This is a genomic window from Bacteroides luhongzhouii (assembly GCF_009193295.2).
GTDB lineage: Bacteria > Bacteroidota > Bacteroidia > Bacteroidales > Bacteroidaceae > Bacteroides > Bacteroides luhongzhouii.
Genome location: NZ_CP059973.1, coordinates 5,439,266 through 5,461,110, shown reverse-complemented (window position 1 = coordinate 5,461,110; position 21,845 = coordinate 5,439,266). Strand labels below are relative to the sequence as shown.

18 protein-coding genes, 1 pseudogene and 1 riboswitch are annotated in these 21,845 nt (G+C 43.4%); of the genes and pseudogenes, 10 read left to right on the top strand and 9 right to left on the bottom strand.

Annotated elements, in window-relative coordinates; genetic code table 11:
• Window positions 1-16: 16 nt before the first annotated feature.
• Both rfbA and GD631_RS20885 read right to left on the bottom strand, forming a co-directional pair.
• Complete coding sequence (gene rfbA / locus GD631_RS20890; RefSeq protein ID WP_143257957.1) at window positions 17-886, bottom strand: glucose-1-phosphate thymidylyltransferase RfbA; 870 nt, start codon at window positions 884-886, stop codon at window positions 17-19.
• Window positions 887-985: 99 nt separating this feature from the next.
• Window positions 986-1,480, bottom strand: a complete 495-nt coding sequence (locus tag GD631_RS20885) for a metallophosphoesterase family protein (protein WP_143257958.1) — start codon at window positions 1,478-1,480, stop codon at window positions 986-988.
• 55 nt (window positions 1,481-1,535) lie between these two features.
• Between GD631_RS20885 and GD631_RS20880 the strand changes: the two genes are divergently transcribed.
• The 3 genes and pseudogenes from GD631_RS20880 to GD631_RS22470 all read left to right on the top strand — a co-directional run.
• Window positions 1,536-3,650, top strand: a complete 2,115-nt coding sequence (locus GD631_RS20880; RefSeq protein ID WP_143257959.1) for an RNA degradosome polyphosphate kinase — start codon at window positions 1,536-1,538, stop codon at window positions 3,648-3,650.
• A gap of 513 nt (window positions 3,651-4,163) precedes the next feature.
• A complete protein-coding gene (locus tag GD631_RS20875) occupies window positions 4,164-6,413 on the top strand; it encodes an inorganic phosphate transporter (protein WP_143257960.1) in 2,250 nt (749 codons plus the stop codon).
• Between the two features lie 120 nt (window positions 6,414-6,533).
• A pseudogene (locus GD631_RS22470) lies at window positions 6,534-6,614 on the top strand (Imm9 family immunity protein); the annotation flags it as partial.
• Between the two features lie 267 nt (window positions 6,615-6,881).
• On the opposite strand, the gene GD631_RS20870 reads toward GD631_RS22470, so the two are convergent.
• Window positions 6,882-8,162, bottom strand: a complete 1,281-nt coding sequence (locus tag GD631_RS20870) for an O-acetylhomoserine aminocarboxypropyltransferase/cysteine synthase family protein (RefSeq protein ID WP_118407743.1) — start codon at window positions 8,160-8,162, stop codon at window positions 6,882-6,884.
• Window positions 8,163-8,291: 129 nt separating this feature from the next.
• Between GD631_RS20870 and GD631_RS20865 the strand changes: the two genes are divergently transcribed.
• Window positions 8,292-9,356 (top strand): N-acetylmuramoyl-L-alanine amidase family protein, encoded by a 1,065-nt coding sequence (locus GD631_RS20865; protein WP_143257961.1) that lies wholly within the window; start codon window positions 8,292-8,294, stop codon window positions 9,354-9,356.
• A gap of 590 nt (window positions 9,357-9,946) precedes the next feature.
• On the opposite strand, the gene GD631_RS20860 is transcribed toward GD631_RS20865, so the two are convergent.
• From GD631_RS20860 to accC, 3 genes are read right to left on the bottom strand one after another with little or no spacing between them, the layout of a single operon-like run.
• On the bottom strand, window positions 9,947-11,482 hold the full coding sequence (locus tag GD631_RS20860) for an acyl-CoA carboxylase subunit beta (protein ID WP_143257962.1): 1,536 nt from the start codon (window positions 11,480-11,482) through the stop codon (window positions 9,947-9,949).
• Between the two features lie 19 nt (window positions 11,483-11,501).
• On the bottom strand, window positions 11,502-12,011 hold the full coding sequence (locus GD631_RS20855) for an acyl-CoA carboxylase biotin carboxyl carrier protein subunit (protein ID WP_143257963.1): 510 nt from the start codon (window positions 12,009-12,011) through the stop codon (window positions 11,502-11,504).
• 22 nt (window positions 12,012-12,033) lie between these two features.
• Window positions 12,034-13,548, bottom strand: coding sequence for an acetyl-CoA carboxylase biotin carboxylase subunit (accC, locus tag GD631_RS20850; RefSeq protein WP_143257964.1), 1,515 nt, complete (start codon window positions 13,546-13,548; stop codon window positions 12,034-12,036).
• A gap of 132 nt (window positions 13,549-13,680) precedes the next feature.
• Window positions 13,681-13,884: riboswitch (cobalamin riboswitch) on the bottom strand.
• A gap of 275 nt (window positions 13,885-14,159) precedes the next feature.
• Between accC and GD631_RS20845 the strand changes: the two genes are divergently transcribed.
• A complete protein-coding gene (locus GD631_RS20845) occupies window positions 14,160-14,483 on the top strand; it encodes a thioredoxin family protein (protein ID WP_143257965.1) in 324 nt (107 codons plus the stop codon).
• Window positions 14,484-14,628: 145 nt separating this feature from the next.
• Here GD631_RS20845 and pncB read toward each other — a convergent pair whose 3' ends face one another.
• The gene (gene pncB / locus GD631_RS20840) at window positions 14,629-15,804 is read right to left on the bottom strand and encodes a nicotinate phosphoribosyltransferase (RefSeq protein WP_143257966.1); all 1,176 of its coding nucleotides are present in this window, start codon (window positions 15,802-15,804) and stop codon (window positions 14,629-14,631) included.
• Between the two features lie 166 nt (window positions 15,805-15,970).
• Between pncB and GD631_RS22250 the strand changes: the two genes are divergently transcribed.
• Window positions 15,971-16,447 carry a hypothetical protein gene (locus GD631_RS22250; RefSeq protein ID WP_244983348.1) on the top strand — a complete coding sequence of 159 codons (477 nt, stop codon included), beginning with the start codon at window positions 15,971-15,973 and terminating at the stop codon, window positions 16,445-16,447.
• A gap of 40 nt (window positions 16,448-16,487) precedes the next feature.
• Window positions 16,488-16,823 (top strand): hypothetical protein, encoded by a 336-nt coding sequence (locus tag GD631_RS22245; RefSeq protein WP_244983347.1) that lies wholly within the window; start codon window positions 16,488-16,490, stop codon window positions 16,821-16,823.
• Between the two features lie 170 nt (window positions 16,824-16,993).
• Here the strand turns inward: GD631_RS22245 and hdhA are convergent, their stop codons facing one another.
• Together hdhA and GD631_RS20825 are read right to left on the bottom strand one after the other, a co-directional pair.
• Complete coding sequence (gene hdhA, locus GD631_RS20830; RefSeq protein WP_143257967.1) at window positions 16,994-17,773, bottom strand: 7alpha-hydroxysteroid dehydrogenase; 780 nt, start codon at window positions 17,771-17,773, stop codon at window positions 16,994-16,996.
• Between the two features lie 372 nt (window positions 17,774-18,145).
• Window positions 18,146-19,084: a DUF1848 domain-containing protein gene (locus GD631_RS20825; protein ID WP_143257968.1), complete on the bottom strand. Its 939-nt coding sequence runs from the start codon at window positions 19,082-19,084 to the stop codon at window positions 18,146-18,148.
• Between the two features lie 436 nt (window positions 19,085-19,520).
• On the opposite strand from GD631_RS20825, the gene GD631_RS20820 reads away from it, so the two are divergent.
• The 3 genes from GD631_RS20820 to GD631_RS20810 all read left to right on the top strand — a co-directional run bounded on the left by GD631_RS20820 (window position 19,521) and on the right by GD631_RS20810 (window position 21,831).
• A complete protein-coding gene (locus GD631_RS20820; RefSeq protein WP_143257969.1) occupies window positions 19,521-20,390 on the top strand; it encodes a DUF6845 domain-containing protein in 870 nt (289 codons plus the stop codon).
• A gap of 171 nt (window positions 20,391-20,561) precedes the next feature.
• Window positions 20,562-21,365, top strand: a complete 804-nt coding sequence (locus tag GD631_RS20815; protein ID WP_143257970.1) for a helix-turn-helix domain-containing protein — start codon at window positions 20,562-20,564, stop codon at window positions 21,363-21,365.
• Window positions 21,366-21,459: 94 nt separating this feature from the next.
• On the top strand, window positions 21,460-21,831 hold the full coding sequence (locus GD631_RS20810) for a VOC family protein (protein WP_143257971.1): 372 nt from the start codon (window positions 21,460-21,462) through the stop codon (window positions 21,829-21,831).
• The last annotated feature ends 14 nt before the right edge of the window (window positions 21,832-21,845 follow it).

Sequence of the window (21,845 nt, the reverse complement as noted above, 5' to 3'; positions counted from 1 at the left end):
TTCTATTATGTTGATTTTAGGATTGTTTTGCCAATTCGATGAGATACTTTCCATACTCGGTCTTTTCGAGTTGTTGACCTAACAGAAGCAATTGCTCCGTCGGAATCCATCCCTGACGCCAGGCGATTTCTTCAATACAACTGACGTAGAAACCTTGCCGGTTCTGAATAGTAGCCACGAAGTTGGAAGCTTCCAACAGGCTGTCGCAGTTACCTGTATCCAGCCATGCGAATCCACGTCCGAAGAGTTCCACTTTCAATGTGCCTTCTTCCAGATACAGGCGATTCAAGTCTGTTATCTCATATTCTCCACGTGCTGAAGGACGAAGAGCTGCCGCTTTTTCCGTCACACTGGCATCATAGAAATAGAGTCCGGGAACAGCGTAATTACTTTTCGGCACTTCCGGTTTTTCTTCTAGTGAAATAACTTTCCCTTGTTCGTTAAATTCCACTACACCGTATGCGCGCGGGTCTTTTACATAGTAACCGAAGATGCAGGCGCCTTTTTCTATATTGGCAGCCCGGCGGAGCATGGCAGAAAAGCCTTGTCCGTAAAACATATTATCCCCAAGAATCAGACAGCCCGGTCCACCGTTCAGGAAGTCGGCTCCCAATACGAAAGCCTGTGCCAGTCCGTTAGGTTGTTCCTGTATTTTGTAGGAGAAAGACATACCCAGCTCTTCACCCGTTCCCAGCAAGTCCCGGAACATAGGCAAGTCACGTGGAGTCGAAATAATCAACACTTCGCGTATTCCTGCCAACATCAGTGTTGACAATGGATAATAAATCATCGGCTTGTCATACACAGGCATGATTTGTTTGGAAATCGCTTTGGAAAGCGGATAAAGTCGGGTGGCACTACCACCGGCCAGAATAATTCCTTTCATGTTCGTCTGAGTTATTCATTAACAGTGTGCAAAGGTCGGAAAGAATTCCGACGTGGCAAAATTTTAAAATAATTTTTCAATCAGGCGGGGACATTTATTTTATTTGTCCGCCAGTTCAATAACTTCCAAGTCCTGGAACGCCCCTTGATTGATAACAAAACGTACCAAGGTCCGCACCTTATGGAAACCGGACATACCTGCAGCTCCTGGGTTAATATGCAGCGTATCCAGCGTTTTGTCATACTTCACCTTTAATATATGCGAATGTCCGCTGATGAAAAGCTTGGGCGGTCGCGTCATCAGACTACCGATAATGGAAGGATCGTACTTTCCCGGATAACCGCCGATATGTTTAATCAGTACTTCCGCACCATCTACCGTGAAACGGTTTATTTGTGGATACAGTTTTCTGATTTCCTGTCCGTCAATGTTTCCGTATACCGCCCGGAATGGACGGAATGCGGCTAACTTTTCCGCTACTTCCAGCGAACCGATGTCTCCGGCATGCCAGATTTCGTCGCACGGTTCAAAATATTCCAGATATTTCTCATCCCAGTAAGCGTGAGTATCAGATAATAATCCAATTCTTGTCATAAAATTCTTTGTTTAATCCCACAAAGATACTATATTTGGAAAAATCTTAAAGCACATGGAAAGCAAATATAATTATTTCAAGCGAGATATTAGTTGGCTCTCGTTCAATTACCGCGTATTGTTGGAGGCTCTGGACGAGCGTCTGCCGCTTTACGAACGTATCAACTTCATCTCTATCTACTCTTCCAACCTCGAAGAATTTTACAAAATCCGTGTAGCCGACCATAAAGCTGTTGCGTCCGGCGCTACGGAAAGCGATGAAGAAACCGTACAGTCAGCCCGCGAACTGGTAGAGGAAATAAATAAAGAAGTCACCCGCCAGCTGGATGACCGTGTACGTATCTATGAACAGAAATTATTGCCTGCCCTGCGCAAAAACCATATCATCTTTTATCAGGACAGCCATGTAGAACCGTTCCACCAACAGTTTATCAAAGACTTTTTCCGGGAGGAAATCTTTCCCTATCTGCAGCCTGTGCCTGTATCCAAAGATAAAATTGTCTCCTTCCTGCGGGATAACCGCCTTTACCTGGCAATACGAGTTTATCCCAAGAAAGAAGACAAAGAAGGAAGTGAAGAAAGAGAAAGAAAAGAAGGAAATACAAATCTAACAGAATCCCGGCATCCTCTTTACTTCGTGATGAAGCAACCCTACGCCAAAGTACCCCGTTTCATCGAACTTCCGTCTCGCGAGAAGAATCATTATCTGATGTTTACCGAAGACATTATCAAGGCAAACCTCAATCTGATTTTCCCCGGCTATGACGTTGACTCCAGCTACTGCATCAAAATTTCCCGTGACGCCGACATACTGATTGACGACACCGGCAGCAGTGCCGACCTCGTTGCTCAACTTAAGAAGAAAGTGAAGAAACGTAAGATCGGTGACGTCTGTCGTTTCGTCTATGACCGTGGTATGCCCCACGACTTCCTGGACTTTTTGGTAGATGCCTTCCACATTCAGCGTGACGAACTTGTTCCTGGCGACAAGCACCTGAATCTTGAAGATCTGTGCCATCTTCCCAACCCGAACAAATCTCTTCACAGCCTCGAAAAACCGAAGCCGATGAAGCTGACCGTCCTCGATGAGAAAGAATCCATTTTCAATTACGTCGCCAAAAAGGACCTATTATTATATTACCCTTATCACTCTTTCGAGCACTTTATCCACTTCCTATATGAAGCCGTGCACAACCCGGAAACCCGCGAAATCATGGTAACTCAATACCGCGTAGCGGAAAACTCCGCCGTCATCAACACCCTGATAGCCGCTGCCCAAAACGGCAAGAAAGTCACCGTCTTTGTGGAACTGAAAGCCCGCTTTGATGAAGAAAACAACCTTGCCACCGCCGAAATGATGCAAGCCGCCGGTATCAAGATAATCTACAGCATCCCTGGTTTGAAAGTGCACGCCAAAGTAGCTCTGATCCGTCGTCGCGGATTAAACGGTGAGAAAATCCCCAGCTACGCCTACATCAGCACCGGCAACTTTAATGAAAAAACCGCCACCCTTTACGCCGATTGCGGTCTTTTCACCTGTCGCAAAGAAATAGTGGCCGACCTCTATAACCTCTTCCGTACCCTGCAGGGGAAAGCAGACCCGAAGTTCACCACCCTTTTGGTAGCCCGTTTCAACCTCATCCCCGAATTGAACCGCCTGATCGACCGCGAAATATCCCTCGCAGACGAAGGCAAGCAAGGACGTATCATCCTAAAAATGAACGCCCTCCAAGACCCTACCATGATAGACCGCCTCTATGAAGCCTCCGAACACGGTGTACAAATCGACCTTATTGTCCGTGGCATCTGTTGTCTCATCCCCGGACAGTCATACAGTCGTAATATTCGTGTCACCCGTATTGTGGACAGCTTCCTCGAACATGCCCGCATCTGGTACTTCGGTAACGACGGTACCCCAAAAGTATTCATGGGCTCTCCTGACTGGATGCGTCGTAACCTCTACCGCCGCATCGAAGCCATCACCCCCATTCTTGCCCCCGACCTGCGTGACAGCTTGATCGAAATGCTCGACATCCAACTCGCCGACAACCAAAAAGCCTGCTGGGTGGATGATAAGCTGCAAAACATATTCAAAAAAAGAACACCCGGCACACCTGCCGTTCGAGCCCAGTACACCTTCTACGACTGGCTAAACAAAAATGACAACTAACATAAAATCTTAAGGGTGTGCATAATGCCCAAATTGAAAGATTTACCACTGCCACACATTGAACTGCCCCTAAAAAAATTAGACACAAAACTTTAGAAATATAGTCCAATATTTGGCAGTGGTATCTTTCAAAAAAACTGCTTTGACACCCCCTCAACAAATCATTGCAATCATACCGCAACCACTCCCTTCCACTAACCCCATCGTAACATATATCCCGCAAAAACTTGCATGTGACAGGGCTCTCTCCGGCCTACTTTTTTCTCCGTCAAGCGAGTGCCCGTAACGTAGCGTCAAGAAGGGCAGATTGTTTGAGCGTAGCGAGTTTCTGCCCTTTAGCGAAGTGCAGGAAGCGAGTAGGAGAAAAAAGTCAGCCTTGAATTTTTCTTTGCTTCTTTCTTTTGTTTCAAGACAAAAGAAAGATGATTGTAATACAATTGTAATATGTATGACACCTCCCTGCAACGTCAAATCCCGTCCTTTGCAACTGGAAACAACATACACATATTATTTATGGAGACTATTTATTTATGCATTATCATCTTCCTCTTCGTCCTTGCCGTCTTCGATTTGATAGTCGGAGTCAGTAATGACGCAGTCAACTTCTTAAACTCGGCGGTAGGCGCCAAGGCCGCTTCGTTTAAAACCATTCTTTTCATAGCCGGTATCGGCATATTTATTGGCGCCTCCCTATCCAATGGCATGATGGACATAGCCCGGCACGGTATCTACCAGCCCGAACACTTCTACTTCGCCGAAATCATGTGCATCCTGTTAGCCGTCATGCTGACCGACGTAGTATTGCTGGACGTATTCAACTCCATGGGTATGCCCACTTCCACTACCGTTTCACTAGTCTTCGAACTACTCGGAGGAACCTTCGCCCTCTCACTTATCAAAGTACATAATAGCGATACCCTCGGTTTGGGCGACCTCATAAACACTGACAAAGCCCTTTCCGTCATTATGGCCATTTTCGTATCCGTCGCCATCGCTTTCTTCTTTGGAATGGTCGTACAATGGCTGGCCCGTGTGATATTCACTTTCAACTATACGAAAAAGATGAAATACAGCATTGCCCTCTTCGGAGGTGTAGCCGCTACCGCCATCATCTATTTCATGCTTATCAAAGGACTGAAAGACAGTTCTTTCATGACACCCGAAAACAAACACTGGATACAAGACAATACACTGATGTTAATCACCGTTTTTTTTGTATTCTTCACCATACTGATGCAAATCCTTCACTGGCTGAAAATCAACGTTTTCAAAGTAGTTGTATTGATGGGCACCTTCGCTCTCGCTCTCGCTTTTGCTGGTAATGACCTTGTCAACTTCATCGGTGTTCCTCTCGCAGGCTTCTCCTCTTTTATGGACTATACCGCCAACGGAGGAGGAAATCCGAATGGCTTCCTGATGACTTCCCTGCTGGGACCTGCCAAAACCCCGTGGTATTTTCTGATTGGAGCCGGAGCCATTATGGTCTATGCCCTTTGCACTTCTAAAAAGGCACACGCCGTAATTAAAACATCTGTCGACCTTTCCCGTCAAGATGAAGGAGAAGAAACATTCGGAAGTACCCCGATTGCCCGTACAGTAGTCCGCATCAGTATGACACTTGCCAACGGAATCTCCCGTATCATGCCGAGTGGCAGCAAAGAATGGTTTGATTCCCGCTTCCGCAAAGACGAAGCTATCATTGCCGACGGAGCAGCTTTCGACCTTGTCCGCGCTTCTGTCAACCTGGTATTAGCTGGTCTGCTTATCGCTTTGGGAACCTCCCTGAAACTTCCTCTTTCTACCACCTACGTAACCTTCATGGTAGCTATGGGTACCTCCTTGGCCGACCGTGCCTGGGGACGTGATTCTGCCGTTTATCGTATCACCGGCGTATTAAGCGTCATCGGTGGCTGGTTCATCACTGCCGGGGCTGCCTTCACCATCTGTTTCTTCGTAGCCCTCGTACTTCATTATGGAGGAAATATCTCTATCATCGCACTCATCGGTATAGCTGTATTTATCCTGATCCGTAGCCAAGTGATGTACAAGAAACGCAAAGCGAAAGAACAGGGTAACGAAACTCTGAAGCAACTTATGCAAGCCACAGACAGCACTGAAGCTTTGCAACTGATGCGTAAGCACACCCGTGAAGAACTTTCCAAAGTGCTGGAATATGCAGAAACAAACTTCGAACTGACTGTCACTTCCTTCCTTCACGAAAACCTTCGAGGACTGCGTCGTGCTATGGGGTCTACTAAATTTGAGAAACAGCTCGTCAAACAGATGAAACGTTCGGGCACCGTAGCCATGTGCCGCCTCGACAACAACACCGTACTCGAAAAGGGACTTTATTACTATCAAGGCAACGACTTTGCCAGCGAACTGGTTTACAGTATTTCTCGTCTTTGCGAACCTTGTCTGGAACATACCGACAACAATTTCAATCCATTGGATGCCATTCAGAAAGGTGAATTTAGTGATGTTGCCGAAGATATTACATATCTGATTCAGCAGTGCCGTAAGAAGATGGAAAACAATGAGTATAACAATCTGGAAGAAGAAATCCGTCGTGCCAACGACCTCAACGGACAGCTTTCGCTATTGAAACGTAAGGAGCTGCAACGTATTCAAAGCCAATCAGGAAGCATCCGGGTTAGCATGGTATATCTCACGATGGTTCAGGAAGCGCAGAACGTAGTCACTTACACCATCAACTTAATGAAAGTAAGCCGTAAATTCCAGCTGGAAGCTGAAATGCCATAAAGTTGAGAAACGATGAACGTGCTTCACTGAAAAAAGACGAATTATAATCCGGAAGGAAAGGACTGTTTGATAATCCCTGTTTACATAAGTGAGGGTACATCAAACAGTCTTTTCTTTTTAGAAGATAGTATTCGGATAGCTCTTTTGAATCTGTTTGAAGTCGGTTTTACCTTGAAAGGATATAAAGTAAAGAAGCGGTGATAGTAACTGAATCGTAATCAAACTTCCTTTTCATAGGGATTAAACTTGCTTATCCTGGCAGGAAAACGTATCTTTGTTGGTAAGAAAACTATAACCGCAAGTTCTGGTTTTAGTTTGCCCTAAGAGAAAAAGAACTTTTCTTCTAGGAGAGAACAAGTTTTCTACCTATAGCAAGTAAGTTTTCTATTTTTTGTGATAAAATAAGAAGGCACGGGAATGAAAGATTTCCTGTGCCTTCTCTTATTATTTGATACCTTTATGGTATTGTTATGCGTTCAAAGCCTGTTCGATATCAGCTATGATATCATCCGCATTTTCGATACCTACCGATAGACGGATCAAGTCCGGACGTACACCGGCTTCCATTAGTTGCTCATCCGTCAACTGGCGGTGAGTATGGCTTGCTGGATGGAGCACGCAACTACGTGCATCAGCTACGTGAGTAACGATAGCGATGAATTCCAGTGAATCCATAAACTTGATAGACACATCACGTCCGCCTTTCAGCCCGAAGGAGATGACCCCGCAAGAACCATTCGGCATATATTTCTGTGCCAGGCTGTAATATTTGTTGTCCGGCAGACCACAATAGTTTACCCAAGCTACTTTCTCATTTTTAGAAAGATATTCGGCCACTTTCTGTGCGTTACGGCAGTGTTGAGGCATGCGCAGGTGCAGTGTCTCAAGTCCCAGGTTCAATAGGAAAGAGTTTTGCGGACTTTGGATGCTGCCGAGGTCACGCATCAGTTGTGCAGTTGCTTTGGTGATATAGGCACCTTTGCCGAATGCTTTCGTGTAAGTCAGCCCGTGGTAAGACTCGTCCGGAGTACAAAGTCCCGGGAATTTTTCAGCATGAGCATCCCAGTCAAAATTGCCGCTATCTACGATACAGCCACCTACGCTTGTAGCGTGTCCGTCCATATATTTGGTAGTAGAATGAACTACGATATCAGCTCCCCATTCAAACGGGCGACAGTTGATGGGAGTCGGGAAGGTGTTGTCAACAATCAAGGGAACCCCGTGACTGTGTGCGATACGTGCGAACTTTTCAATATCCAGCACTTCCAGAGAAGGATTGGAAATTGTTTCACCAAACAAAGCCTTTGTATTCGGTTTGAAAGCAGCAGAAATTTCTTCTTCGCTGGCATCCGGATTAATGAAAGTCACATCAATACCGAGCTTCTTCATCGTCACTCCGAACAGGTTGAACGTACCTCCATAAATGGCGGAAGAGCAGACAAAGTGATCTCCTGCTTGGCAGATATTAAAAATGGCATAGAAGTTGGCTGCCTGACCGCTGGAAGTCAGCATAGCGGCTACACCACCTTCAAGAGCGGCGATTTTAGCAGCAACGGCGTCATTCGTTGGATTTTGCAGGCGGGTATAAAAGTAACCACTGTCTTCCAAATCGAACAGACGGGCCATTTGCTCGCTGGTATCGTATTTGAAAGTTGTACTTTGATAGATGGGCAACACGCGTGGTTCGCCTTTTTTAGGCGTCCATCCTGCCTGTACACACAGGGTTTCCGGTTTGAATTGTTTTGCCATAATGTTATCGGGTTTTAATGTTTTATTTCAAAAAATGTTTTAATGCTGCAAAAGTAGGGAAAATAATTGTATTTTTGCCCTGTTTATGAGTGAAATGATACTCTTGTGAAGGAGATAGTTAATGTAGTTATGAAAAATAAACTCTATATTCTTTTATTCTTAGCTTTTCTTTTTTCGGGCACAACTCTTTGGGCGCAGCAGAAGGCAACTCCGAAGGCGGGTGAGGGTATCTCTTCTTTTCTGTTGAGACACAACCGTTCTCCGAAGAAGTATTACGACGATTTTATAGAGCTGAATAAGCAGAAGCTGGGAAAGAATAATGTGCTTAAAGTAGGCGTGACTTATGTTATTCCTCCGGTAAAGAAATCGACAACTACTCCTGCCAAGAATATAACTACCGAAAGCACAGGGACAAAGCAATCATCTTCAAAAGCTAAATCGACCAAAATAGGAACCACCATCAACGAACCTCTGTTTGGAAAGCAACTGGCTAATGTGAAAGTTACTTCCAACCGTCTTGCCGGTGCTTGTTTCTATGTGGTCAGCGGACATGGAGGTCCCGATCCGGGAGCTATTGGAAAAGTGGGTAGATACGAACTGCATGAAGATGAATACGCTTATGATATTGCGCTCCGTCTGGCACGTAACCTGATGCAGGAAGGAGCTGAAGTGCATATCATCATTCAAGATGCCAAAGATGGTATTCGTGATGATTCGTATCTGTCGAACAGTAAACGTGAGACTTGTATGGGGGATGCTATTCCTTTGAATCAGGTGCAACGCCTTCAGCAACGTTGCGATAAAATAAATGCCCTTTACCGGAAAGACCGTAAGAATCACTCTTATTGCAGAGCGATTTTTATTCATATCGATAGCCGTAGTAAAGGAAAACAAACGGATGTATTTTTCTATTATTCGAATAAAAAAGGAGACAGCAAACGATTGGCGAATAATATGAAAGATACGTTTGAGTCAAAGTACGATACGCATCAGCCTAATCGGGGTTTTTCCGGCACAGTGAGCGGGCGTAACTTATACGTGCTTTCCCATACCACTCCCGCTTCCGTTTTTGTGGAGTTGGGTAATATCCAAAATACGTTCGATCAGCGTCGGTTGGTGATGAATTCCAATCGTCAGGCACTCGCAAAATGGTTGATGGAAGGCTTCCTGAAAGATTACAAGGAGAAGAAATAACAATTTTGCTTCTCCTTTCGTGAACAAAATAAAAATCTGAATGTTTTATATATGCAAATCGCCTGATGGCTACTTGTAGGTATGTGAATATATATAGGCTAGTGAATATGCCTCCCCGGCATGACAGGAAGATTGCATAGTAGTTTTGTCGTGTTTTATTTTGTGTTTGTGTTGTGACGGTGCTGCGATGTGAATCGGGGTACCGTTTTTTTTGATAAATATGGCGGGTTATTCTGTTTTTTTCTCATTTCATGATATAAATCTCATCAATCCAATGAACAAAATCCGGAAGTGTATGTTATTTATTATGCAAATCGCCTGATAAAGCTTCTTGTGTGTATGCGAATATAGATAAGTCAAGCAAGGTATGCCTCCCCGGCATGACAGGAAGATTGCATAGTAGTTTTGTCGTGTTTTATTTTGTGTTTGTGTTGTGACGGTGCTGCGATGTGAATCGAGGTGCCGTTTTTTTTGTGCATATAAAAGACTTATTCATATAAGACGGGCTTACAAAGATTCTAAAGTATATCATAGAATCTATGTAAGCCCGTCTTTGTGAGAGGGTGCTTTGTGCACACCTTATCTGGTTGTTATAAAGGCATATTACCGTGCTTCTTAGGCGGATTTGTCTGCATCTTGTTTTCCGTCATTTCCAGTGCCTGAATCAGACGCTTGCGAGTCTGTCTCGGATAAATGATTTCGTCAATATATCCCAGTTCGGCAGCCTGATAGGGAGTGGCAAACTTCTCTTTGTAAGCTTCTAGCTCTTTGGTTTTTGTTGCTTCGTCAGCTTTACGGAAAAGGATGTTGATTGCTCCGTCTGCACCCATCACTGCGATTTCTGCGCTGGGATATGCGAAGTTCACGTCAGCTCCGGTCTGCTTGGAGTTCATTACGATATAAGCGCCACCGTAAGCTTTGCGGGTAATAACGGTCAGCTTGGGAACAGTAGCTTCTGCGAACGCATAAACTATTTTTGCACCGTGACGGATGATACCGTTGTTTTCCTGCGTATATCCCGGAAGGAACCCCGGAACATCTTCGAATGTAATCAATGGAATATTGAAACAGTCGCAGAAACGGATAAAACGACTTGCTTTGTCGCTGGCGTCGATATCAAGAACGCCGGCAAGATAAGCCGGCTGATTGGCTACGATACCTACCGAACGACCTGCCATGCGGGCAAAGCCGATGATGATATTCTTTGCAAAGTTCTGCATGACTTCGAAGAAATAACCGTTGTCTACCACACGTTCGATAATGTCTTTCATATCATACGGAACGTTCGGATCTACCGGAACGATCGTATCCAGAGAAGCGTCTTCGCGGTTGGTTTCGTCAGCGCAAGGTTGTTTCCTGGCTTCATCCATATTATTCTGCGGTAAGAAAGATAGCAGTTCACGGATGCTCATCAACAGTTCTTCTTCGGAGTTGCACATAAAATGCGTCACACCGCTCTTGCTGCTATGCGTCATTGCGCCACCCAGTTCTTCTTTGCTTACTTCTTCATGAATCACGGTTTTTACTACATCCGGACCAGTTACAAACATGTGACTTTTTTCTTTCACCATAAAGATGAAATCGGTAAGGGCGGGAGAGTAGCAAGCGCCTCCGGCACAAGGACCCAGAATGGCCGAAATCTGTGGAATCACACCGCTGGCCATTGTGTTCTGATAGAAAATATCCGCATAACCGGAAAGGCTTTCGATACCTTCCTGAATACGTGCGCCGCCCGAATCATTCAAAGCGATAATCGGGGCACCATTCTTCAACGCAAGTTGTTGTACTTTTACAATCTTTTTGGCATTGGAAGCAGACAGTGAACCGCCATATACGGTAAAGTCATATGCGTAAACAAATACCTGGCGACCGTCCACCTTTCCGTAACCTGAAACGATACCGTCTCCCGGAATTTTGTTTTTATCCATGCCGTAGTTCGTACAACGGTGAACCATTAGCTTGTCCAGTTCAACGAAAGTACCTTTATCGAGCAACATGTCGATACGTTCGCGAGCAGTCATTTTACCGCTTTCGTGTTGCTTCTCTATTTTATCAACGCCTCCACCAAGAGAAGCGATGCGGTCACGTTCCTCGAACGTGGCGTATGCTTTATTCATTTCTTCCATAATGCAATCCGTTCTTATATTATGCAATCGGTTCTAATGTTATTAATGTCTGGTCGCCGGTTATGTTATCACCTTCCTGAACCAGAATTTCTTTAATGCGGCAGTCTGAAGTCACTTTGTAGTTGCTTTGCATCTTCATGGCTTCGATAACGATAGCGGTATCTCCAGCTTTCATTTCCTGACCGGTTACCACAGGTATTTTCACTACTTTGCCCGGCATCGGAGAAATGATACAGTCATTCTGTTCTTCTTCCCCTTTCTTGCGCATACGCAGATATTTCGCTTGGCTGTCCACTATTTCTACATTGAAACTGCTATAATGCGTATTCACTTTATAACTTTTTCCGTTATCACGGCGAATCAGCTGTGCGTTCGAACTGCGTCCATCCATCAAGATGTTGCAAGTGCCGTTTTCTGCCATCACTACGTCTGCTTCAAACGTTTTTCCATCAATGGTGAGCACTACCTTATTATCTTCCTTGTTGACCAGTTCTATTTCGGCCACACGGTTTCCTATATGAATTTCCATAATTGAATTCTCTTTGTTAAAATTAGATTCTCAACACACCTTTATGCAATCCGAACTCTTTCCACTTGCTGATAGGGCGGTTGTCGGCAGCCATACCGCTGTTGTTCTCTTCGAGATTCATCAGATAGTCTATGTAGGCAGCGATCAGGGCAATATTTTCGGAGTGTTCGCTGGTGCGCATAATCCGTTGTTTCAGGTACTCGCCGTTCTTGGCAATGAACCCTGTGTCATAATGACCTTCTACAAAATCAGGTGTATCCATGATGGCACGCAGATAGCTGATGTTGTTTTTCACTCCGGTCAATTTATATTCGTGGAGAACACGGCGCATTCGCTCGATCGCATATTCGCGATTGGTAGCCCACACAATCAGTTTGCCGATCATCGGGTCATAGTAGATCGGGATTTCATATCCTTCGTATACATAGCTGTCAATACGCACACCGATACTGTTTGGCTCTGTAATCTGTTTGATGATACCCGGACTCGGCATGAAATTCATTTCAGTGTCTTCGGCACAGATACGACATTCGATAGCGTGTCCACGTTGTTGGATATTCTCTTGTTTCAGTTGAAGCACTTGTCCGTCGGCAACTTTAATTTGCTCTTTTACCAAATCTACTCCAATCACTTCTTCTGTAATCGGATGTTCCACCTGCAAGCGGGTGTTCATTTCAAGGAAATAATAGTTGCGGTGTTTATCAACAAGGAATTCGATAGTACCCGCACCGATGTAGTTCACAGCTTTAGCCGCCGCTACCGCTTTTTCACCCATGTCTTTTCGCAGTTCGGGAGTGACGAAAACCGAAGGAGTCTCTTCCACGATTTTCTGGTTACGGCGTTGCACGGAACATTCGCGTTCGCACAGATGAATGACGTTTCCATGCTTGTCACCAAGAATCTGGAACTCGATGTGATGAGGCTCTTCAACGAACTTCTCCAGGTAAACCGTGTCGTCACCAAAGGAAGACAATGATTCGCTCTTGGCAGTGGTATATGCTTCTTCCACTTCTTCGGCACTGTGGATGAGGCGCATTCCTTTTCCACCACCACCCATAGAAGCCTTCAGCATCACCGGATAACCGATTTTATTGCAAAGCTCTATTGCTTCTTCCACGCTTTTCAGGTTGTCTTGTGTGCCGGGAACTACGGGTACTCCCGCCTCAATCATTTTGATACGGGCAGCAATTTTATCTCCCATAGCTTCCATTGTTTCCGGATTGGGTCCGATAAAGATGATTCCTTCTTCCTGACATCGACGGGCGAAGGTGGCATTCTCGGACAAGAAGCCGTAACCCGGATGGATGGCGTCTGCATGAGCTGCTTTTGCCACTTCGATGATTTTTTCTATATTCAGATAACTCTCTTTGGATGCTGCCGGCCCTACGCAATAAGCTTCGTCTGCATAAAGCACGTGCTTCGCGGTCCGGTCTGCTTCGGAGAAGATAGCGATACTCGTTATCTCCATTTCCCGGCAGGAACGCATTACCCTTACGGCAATTTCACCGCGATTGGCTACTAAGATTTTTTTTATCATACTTTTTTCAATTAAGTACATACTTATTAATGTCTTCCCGTCTAATGGACATACTCCACCCGACGAAAAACAGTATTTTTTTGATTTGGGGCTTAACAAGTGATACTCTTTCTCCTAACCCACGAGGAGAGGGGCGTCTTACACAAAATGGCAGGTCTTCTGACTGACTCTTGTCTTATTTGCCTTCCCGAATAACATCAGTGGCGTTAAATTAGTTCAATTATAAGACATTGAACAGAGTTTCACAGCAGCGGGACTGTCCGGGATTTGCACCCGATTCCCTATTAATCATCGTCCGTTGGATACGGATTCTGAACCATTTCGGGGGGCAAAGATAAATAAATATTGAATAAGATGTTTCTTTTTTGCACGAAAGTTTCGATTTTGTGCAATGCTTGTCCTTAGTCCGGAAGATAAAGTGATAGGAACGAAGTATGATGCAGAGAAGTCTTTTCACCGTACAGAGAATATTCGCTTGGATATTGATAGTTGGTCGGGTAAATGCAAACGGGTTTGATTCTTTAATTAGTGTGTAACCTTGCTTCTTTTCTAAACCATCTTTCTCCTGATATTGTTAGGTTGATAATTATTAATTAAAAGGAGATTTCATTATGAAAGAAAAGAAAATAGCTCGTGAAGAAAGAAATCAGGAGAAGCTGGCTAACGGTGATTGGGTAATGGCAGAGTTTTACGCAACGTGGTGTCCTCACTGCCAACGCATGAAACCGGTTGTTGAAGAATTCAAGAAACTGATGGAAGGAACATTGGAAGTAGTGGAAGTGGACATCGACCAGGAACCTGCCCTTACTGATTTTTATACGGTGGAGTCAACCCCTACTTTTATTCTTTTTAGAAAAGGGGAACAGCTTTGGCGGCAATCCGGTGAATTACCTTTGGAAAGATTGGAAAGAGCAGTGAAAGGGTTCAAATCCTGAAAAATATTGTATCGCTTATTACAATGATATAAATAGCTGGTTTTATGCAGGTGCATTTCAGTATGGCATATATGAAGGAAAAGCAGAAAGTATTTTCTATCGAGGTACTTCTGTTTTTCTTTTTATAGCCTTTCCGTCGTCTTGATTATTGGTTTCTGTTTAACCTCAACTCGTACAGGCAAGCCTGTACTTCTTCAAGACTTCCGGTATGTTTTCCTTCATCATCAGACAGTTTGATGCATTCCCTCCATTCCTGATTGACATTCATCTTGCATTGCGTCAGTTTCATCACAATGTTCGAAGGTTCGAACCCGGTATCGTTGGTAAGGTTCGTGCCTATTCCGAAAGAGCAGCGGATTTTGTTTTTGCAGTATTCTTGAATATCCAATGCTTTTGTAAAGTCGAGCGCATTGCTGAATACGATGGTTTTGGTTGTCGCGTCAATTCCCAACTCTTTGTAACGGGCAACCAGCTTGTCGATAAACTCAAATTCATTACCGGAATCACAGCGCACACCGTCGAAAAGTTTTGCTTGTTTACGGCTAAGGTTACTAAGGAAGATGCCGGAAGTATAGGTGTCGGAAAGTGCGATACCCAAATCACCGTCATAAACATTCACCCAGTTTTCGAGTGCCATATAGTTGGCATGTTTATATCCGAACTGTGCTCCATGAAACATAAACCATTCATGAGGGTGAGTCCCCATCATTTTCATTCCATATTTCATTGCAAAGTTGCAGTTGGAAGTTCCGGTGCAATATTGTGCTGTCTCGTTCAGTTTTTTGATAACCGTTTCCTGCACATCAATAGAGAATCTTCTCCGTGTGCCGAACTCTGAAAAGCGGAGCTGGTGTTGGTTCGATAACTCTATTTTCTCCGACAGTTTGCAAAGAATCCCGTTCATGTCGGCTATATGACCGAAGAACCGGTTTTTGATTTCGGAGACAATGGCGAGCAAAGGTACTTCATATAAAGTCACTTTATAAAGCAAGTCAGTTACTTCGATGTGGAGGTGACAGGTTTCATCCAGATGAATATCAATCTTATTCGGGTCGAAACGAAAAGAAGACAACCATTCCCAGTAGATTCTCGGAAGGAATCTGCAATTTTTCGTCATGTATTCCAACTCCTCTTCCGTGAATCTCAGCTGACTAAGATTCTTGATCTCTGTCTTGAGTGTTTCCAGAAAAGCTTCGGTATATTTTGTCTCATTCCGGTCATTGAAACTAAAAGTACCCATTGCATAAGGAAACAGTTTGATATAAGCGTACGAGGTGGTAAACTTATAGAGGTCTGTATCTAGTAGTGTTTTAACAATCATGACGTTCGTTCTTTTCTATTAATAACGTTGTAAAGTTAGTATTTGTTGAACGAAATAATAGTCTCCCGACTGATAATTATTCCATTTTTTGGATCGATTTATGCCTGACTCTCTGATATTATCATTAAATTCGCCGTAATTATGTATTAAATAAAAGATGTTTGGTGTGAAAAAAGCTTTGGTATATAGCTGCGTATTACTGTTGTTATCATGTGGTGGAAAAAACGGAGGAACTTCGCAGTCTTCTTCCACAAATCAGGAAACACAGGAAAACGCTTTAGGCGAAAAAACTACTGCTATTTCCGAAGTTTTCTCTATGGATTTTTATAAAGGAAGTGATTGGATTATTCCCGATGCACTTTCCGAATCATTGCTAAAAGAACCGGAAGCATCTTCTTTGAAGGTCTATGACTCCGACAGTATTTGCCGGAAACAAGTAGATGGCGTGGAACGTTGTTTTTACAAGGGCTCATTGATGAACGGTGCTTATAAGCACTTTTATTTTCGCTCGACTGATTCTTTTGTGTCGGAACCCTATTATTCGGTAGTTGTTTATAAAGACGGAATAAAGAACGATACAGTGTGTCATTACAGCATCCCCTTTATTCTGTGGAAAGTCCGGCCTTTTTCTTGTTGTAGATGAAAATCCGTATGAGGGGGAGTGTTATGTCCGCATCTACAAGATGCTTCCCGAAGGACGTTTGGGGGAGGTTGCCGCACTTAATCGGGGAGGAGGGGACTATTACGAAGTTGATTTGGACGATTTTACTTGGGTGGGTGAAAGTTCATTCATTGCAAATAGAAAGACACTGGAAGAAGAACTTCAATGTGACTTTTATGGAGGATGCTCAGACAGTTGCCTGGAAGAGTACAGGAAGTATGGCTATCTGCAAATCGACGAAGACGGCTGGGGGTATGTGCGTGTCGATCTTCGTCCGGATGCTTTGCAGACTAAGCAGGAGCTTCCGTCTTCACTAGAAGCTATTAACGAAATGAATGCATGGGTAAAGTCATTGTGAAACCCAGAAACAATGGAAAATCATGCATCCACTCTTCCCCCTTTTCGATAGATATTTTAAGATCATTACTGTCTATTCTACTAATTCTCGGTTGCATCCGCTATTGATAAATAGCGAAAGAAGCCATATTCCCATTATTGTCATTTTATTCATTGTATTAAAGTTATGTTCTATGATAACGCTACTGTCGGGTTATGAGCAGTCAGGCCACCATCTACGACGATTGTTTGTCCCGTGATGTACCTTGCATCGTTCGAAGCTAGAAAAGCGATGGCAGCTGCGACGTCTTCCGGTTCTCCTAAATAAGGAGTGGCACATTGGCCGAGGAAGATGTTGCGTACATCTTCATTCAGGTTATTCAATGCCGCGGGGGTAAGTACCAATCCCGGGGCTACGGCATTGCAGCGGATATTTTTCTTTCCCATTTGGGTAGCGATGTATTTCGTCAGGTTGATGACGCCCGCTTTGCTGGCACCATATAATGTACCGTTAGCATCAGCAGTAAGTCCGCTTATGGAAGCTACGTTGACAATGTTTCCGCCGCCATTGGTAGTCATGATAGGGATGACCTGTTGAGAAAGGTACATGGTACAGCAGAGATTCAGGTGGAATGCCTCGTCAAAGTAATTGATATCCAGCTTCTCGATATTAAGGTCACGTTTGGGATCGGTTCCTCCTACATTATTAATCAGTACATCTATTCGTTGATATTCATTCATAGAAAAATCAATCAGCTCTTTGCAACTCTGGAGTTCGGTGGCGGAAAAATAGACATGGCGCACGTCGGCCCCTGCATGAGTAAGTTCGTTGGCAAGCTGTTCCGCCTTTTTTTCAGAATGGTCAGCAATGACTACTTTGCCCCCTTCGGAGACAATGCGGCGTGTGGTTGCTTCGCCAATACCACCGGCAGCACCGGTGATGACAACTACTTTATTTTCGAATCTGTTCATATATTGGGAATTTGATAGTTACCTTCTATTAGAAACAGATGACAGAGGAATTTGTTAGACCTCATAAACTCTCTTTAATAAGATAAGGTGTCCGATTGGAAAACATTTGCATCTCCTCCGGTTTTATGCCCTGATTATTTAAGAAAACTGTTAAATGTTAATGCTTAACCGCTTATTTGTTAATACGGTTCTGATTCTATTAAACCATGTTATAAGATACGCTGCGTCGGGCCGAAAATTTGGAGATAACCGAAAAGTCCGTATCTTTGTACTGTGTTTTTCATAGTATTAGATTTAAGGTTAACAAAAGATTGGCTGTCTGGGATAGATAGCCTTTTTTTATGCCTGTAAGTCAGATACGGATCAGGAAGACTAAAACAACGAATATTGGTTATCCCGCAGACTCTTCATCTCCCGTTCCTTTACTATATCATCTTCGGATAAATGACCGATGAGCAACGGCGAGTTTTTATCATGTTTCTTCATATTATATGCTGTTGTATTGTAATTGCCCTTGATGGCATAGCAATAAACACATCCGTTCAGACAACTTTCATAAGTCCCGATATCAATACTTTCGATACAGTTGCAGATATTACGCTGGTTTTTATCTTTTTGAGCAAGGATAGGATAACCGGTGATCTTTTCAATCAGCCTTTTATCAATGCACAAGCCGCTGGGAATACCCAAATGTCTTAAATCTACCTTGACGGTACAAGTGTCCAGCTGTATACCGGGATAAATATCTATTGTCTTTTTAAAGGAGACGGCCATTTCTTCTATTTCCTCTTTGGTCAGCGGATTGATGTTGAATGGTTGTATCGAGTTTCGGATATGGGGGTAATGGTCTATAAATCCCAGCATACATTTCGAGGTATGGTCTTTGAGTTCATGGGCAATCCGGGCGAATGCTTCCTGGTGGAAAGAAACGTTGTATTCCTCATTCGTCAGTATCGGATCATATCTCCAAATCACTTTTTCTCTGCCAATTTTGTCTGCCAGCTTTTTAAAGGTATCAATTCGTTTATCGATAGATGGCAAACGATTCTCCAATTTTTCTCCGTAAGGGTTGAGTGTAAATTGGAAGTAATAGTTATAATCCTGTAATTTATCCAGCTGGTTAAGCATCGGGGCCGGGTTCTTGGTCCAGAATACGAAACAATCAACCACAGCAGGAGATAAGGAAATCCTGCTAATCATTTTCGGATGATAAGGATTGGGCACTAATACAAATCCTTCTTTTATCCGGTTGAAGAACCATTGAGAATAGAATGCCGGAATATCTGTCCGGCGGCTGGCACTGATTATCATAGTTCAAAGTTACGAAAAAAAACAATGTCGTTTCCATGATTAGCCTTTTTTCTACTTTTACTTATCCGGGGAGCAACCTATGTGAATGAATATGTTAAATGTTAACGGATGAAGTCTGAAATGTTAATGCGATTCTCGGAGTATTAAACCCTGTTATAATATCGTCTGTTTAGGCGCTGAAATTTGCTATTTATCTGAAATATGGTACCTTTGTACTGTGTTTTTTTCATAAGTATTAGATTTAAGGTTAACAAAAGATTGGTTGCTCGTGATGAGTAGCCATTTTTTGTTTTTATACACGTTGGTTGCTTATTCCTTAATCATCGTTAGCAGCATTTTAAATTTCTCCACTACACTTCTCGAATATGCATTGTTTGTCTATAACAAAAAACGATTTTTATTGTTATAGTACGAAAGACTTAATAAACGAACCATTATGAAGAAGAATATTTTATTTTTCGGAGCACTTGTAGGTGCTCTCTTGTTGGTTTCTTGTTCGGGAGGAAACAAGAAACAGGCTGCGTCCTCTGTCACTTCGGAGGAATTGGACAATGCCAGTAAGGTGATAAACTATTATCATACATCGCTCATCGTGTTGAGGCATGTAGCCAATGCGAAAGACATAAATGCAGTTTTGGGATATATGGAACAGACAGGAAAAGTTCCTGAAGTATCTCCGATTGCACCACCTGAAGTATCTGCCAGAGATACAGCGGAATTGATGGATCCGGGAGATTATTTTAATATAGAAGTCCGTCAGAATCTGAAGCAGAGTTATCGAGGACTTTTCAGTGCAAGGACGCAATTCTATGATAATTTTAATAAATTCCTCTCTTACAAGCAGGCAAAAGAGACTGCAAAGATCGGCAAGCTCCTCGACGAGAACTATCGGCTTAGTGTAGAAATGTCGGAATATAAACAAGTGATCTTTGATATTCTAAGCCCTCTGACAGAACAAGCTGAAAAAGAACTGCTTGCCGACGAACCGTTGAAAGATCAAATCATGGCCATGCGTAAGATGTCCGGCACCGTGCAAAGTATCATGAATCTCTATTCACGCAAACATGCATTGGACGGCATGCGTATTGATATGAAGATGGCCGAACTGAAGAAAGAACTCGAAGCTGCAAAGAAACTTCCTGCTGTCACAGGTTATGATGAAGAACAGAAGAATTATTATAGCTTCCTGACTTCCGTAGAATCATTTATGAAAGATATGCAGAAAGCCAGAGATAAAGGTAGCTATTCCGACGAGGACTATAATGCGATGTCGGAGGCCTACGAATACGGACTTTCCGTTATCTAAAGAATCTTCCTCTGTTTGAATGTGAGCTACAATCATGCTCCTTCAAACAGGGGATGTTTTTTTATTAAGAGAATGTTTGCTGGCTTTTTATAAAAAGTCCTTTTTTTACTATATCTCTTTAAACAGGAGCTTTACCTTTGCATTTGAATTAAGAAATAATATCTTTGTTCTATGCAATCATTTCAACTCATAAAACCCTGTTTGGCGCTGACTCCTTATATACGGCATTACTGGATATTGCAAGACGATTCAGTGACTCCGGTTTCCGAACGGACTCTGCCTATTGGCTGTATGCAACTGGTATTTCATAAAGGGAAACAACTTCTTTTGTTGGGCGAGTCGGCATTGCAACCCCAATCCTTCATATCCGGACAATCGGTCGGTTTCTCGGATGTGATGTCTACAGGCAGAATAGAGATGATAACTGTCGTTTTCCAGCCTTATGCAGTCAAAGCATTGTTTCATATTCCCAGCTATCTGTTTCACGGACAAAATGTAAATACCGATGCGATGGAAGATGTAGAACTATCGGATCTGGTGAAACAGGTCACTGACATTTCTGATAATGCCGTTTGCATTCGTTTGATAGAACAGTTTTTTCTTCGTCGACTATACACCCTTCCGGAGTATAACCTCAAACGGATGTCTGCTGTGTTTCATGAAATAAACCTCCAGCCGCAAATCAACATTGCTCATCTGTCGGAAACAGCCTGTTTGAGCAGTAAGCAGTTTGGACGTATCTTTGCCGATTATGTCGGCACTACCCCCAAAGAATTTATTCGCATTGTCCGTATGCAGCGGGCATTGTCAATGTTGCAACAGGATGTCACTATCCCTTTTGTACAAGTAGCTTATGAATGTGGCTTCTCCGATCAGTCTCACATGATAAAAGAGTTCAAACTCTTTTCCGGTTATACCCCTGCCGAGTATCTTTCTGTCTGCGCTCCTTATTCCGATTATTTCTCCGAACTTTAAAAATGTCTCTTTTTTCCTATCAGGCTTCCTCGTGTTACCCTACTTTTGCAGTGTCTTTGCAAAGGCTTAGTAGTAACGATAAAAAAGAAACGAAATGAAAAAACTAATTGCATTTTTTGAGATTCCTGCTTCCGATTTCCATCGGGCAGTCGATTTTTACGAAACAGTGTTGGGTATGCAACTTCCGACTTTTGAATGTGAAACAGAAAAAATGGCTTGTTTCACAGAAGAAGGTGAAACTGTCGGTGCTGTCTCTTATGCTTCAAATTTCGACTTTCTTCCTTCAACGCATGGAGTGCTTATCCATTTCAACTGTGAGGATATAGAACAGACCTTGGAAAAAGTACTTCTGAAAGGTGGGAAAGTGGTCATTCCCAAAACAAAGATCGAGGCAGACGGCAAAGGATGGTTTGCCGTATTCACGGATAGTGAAGGAAACCGCATTGGCATTTATGCCGAAAAATAGCAGATAGGAGAGAG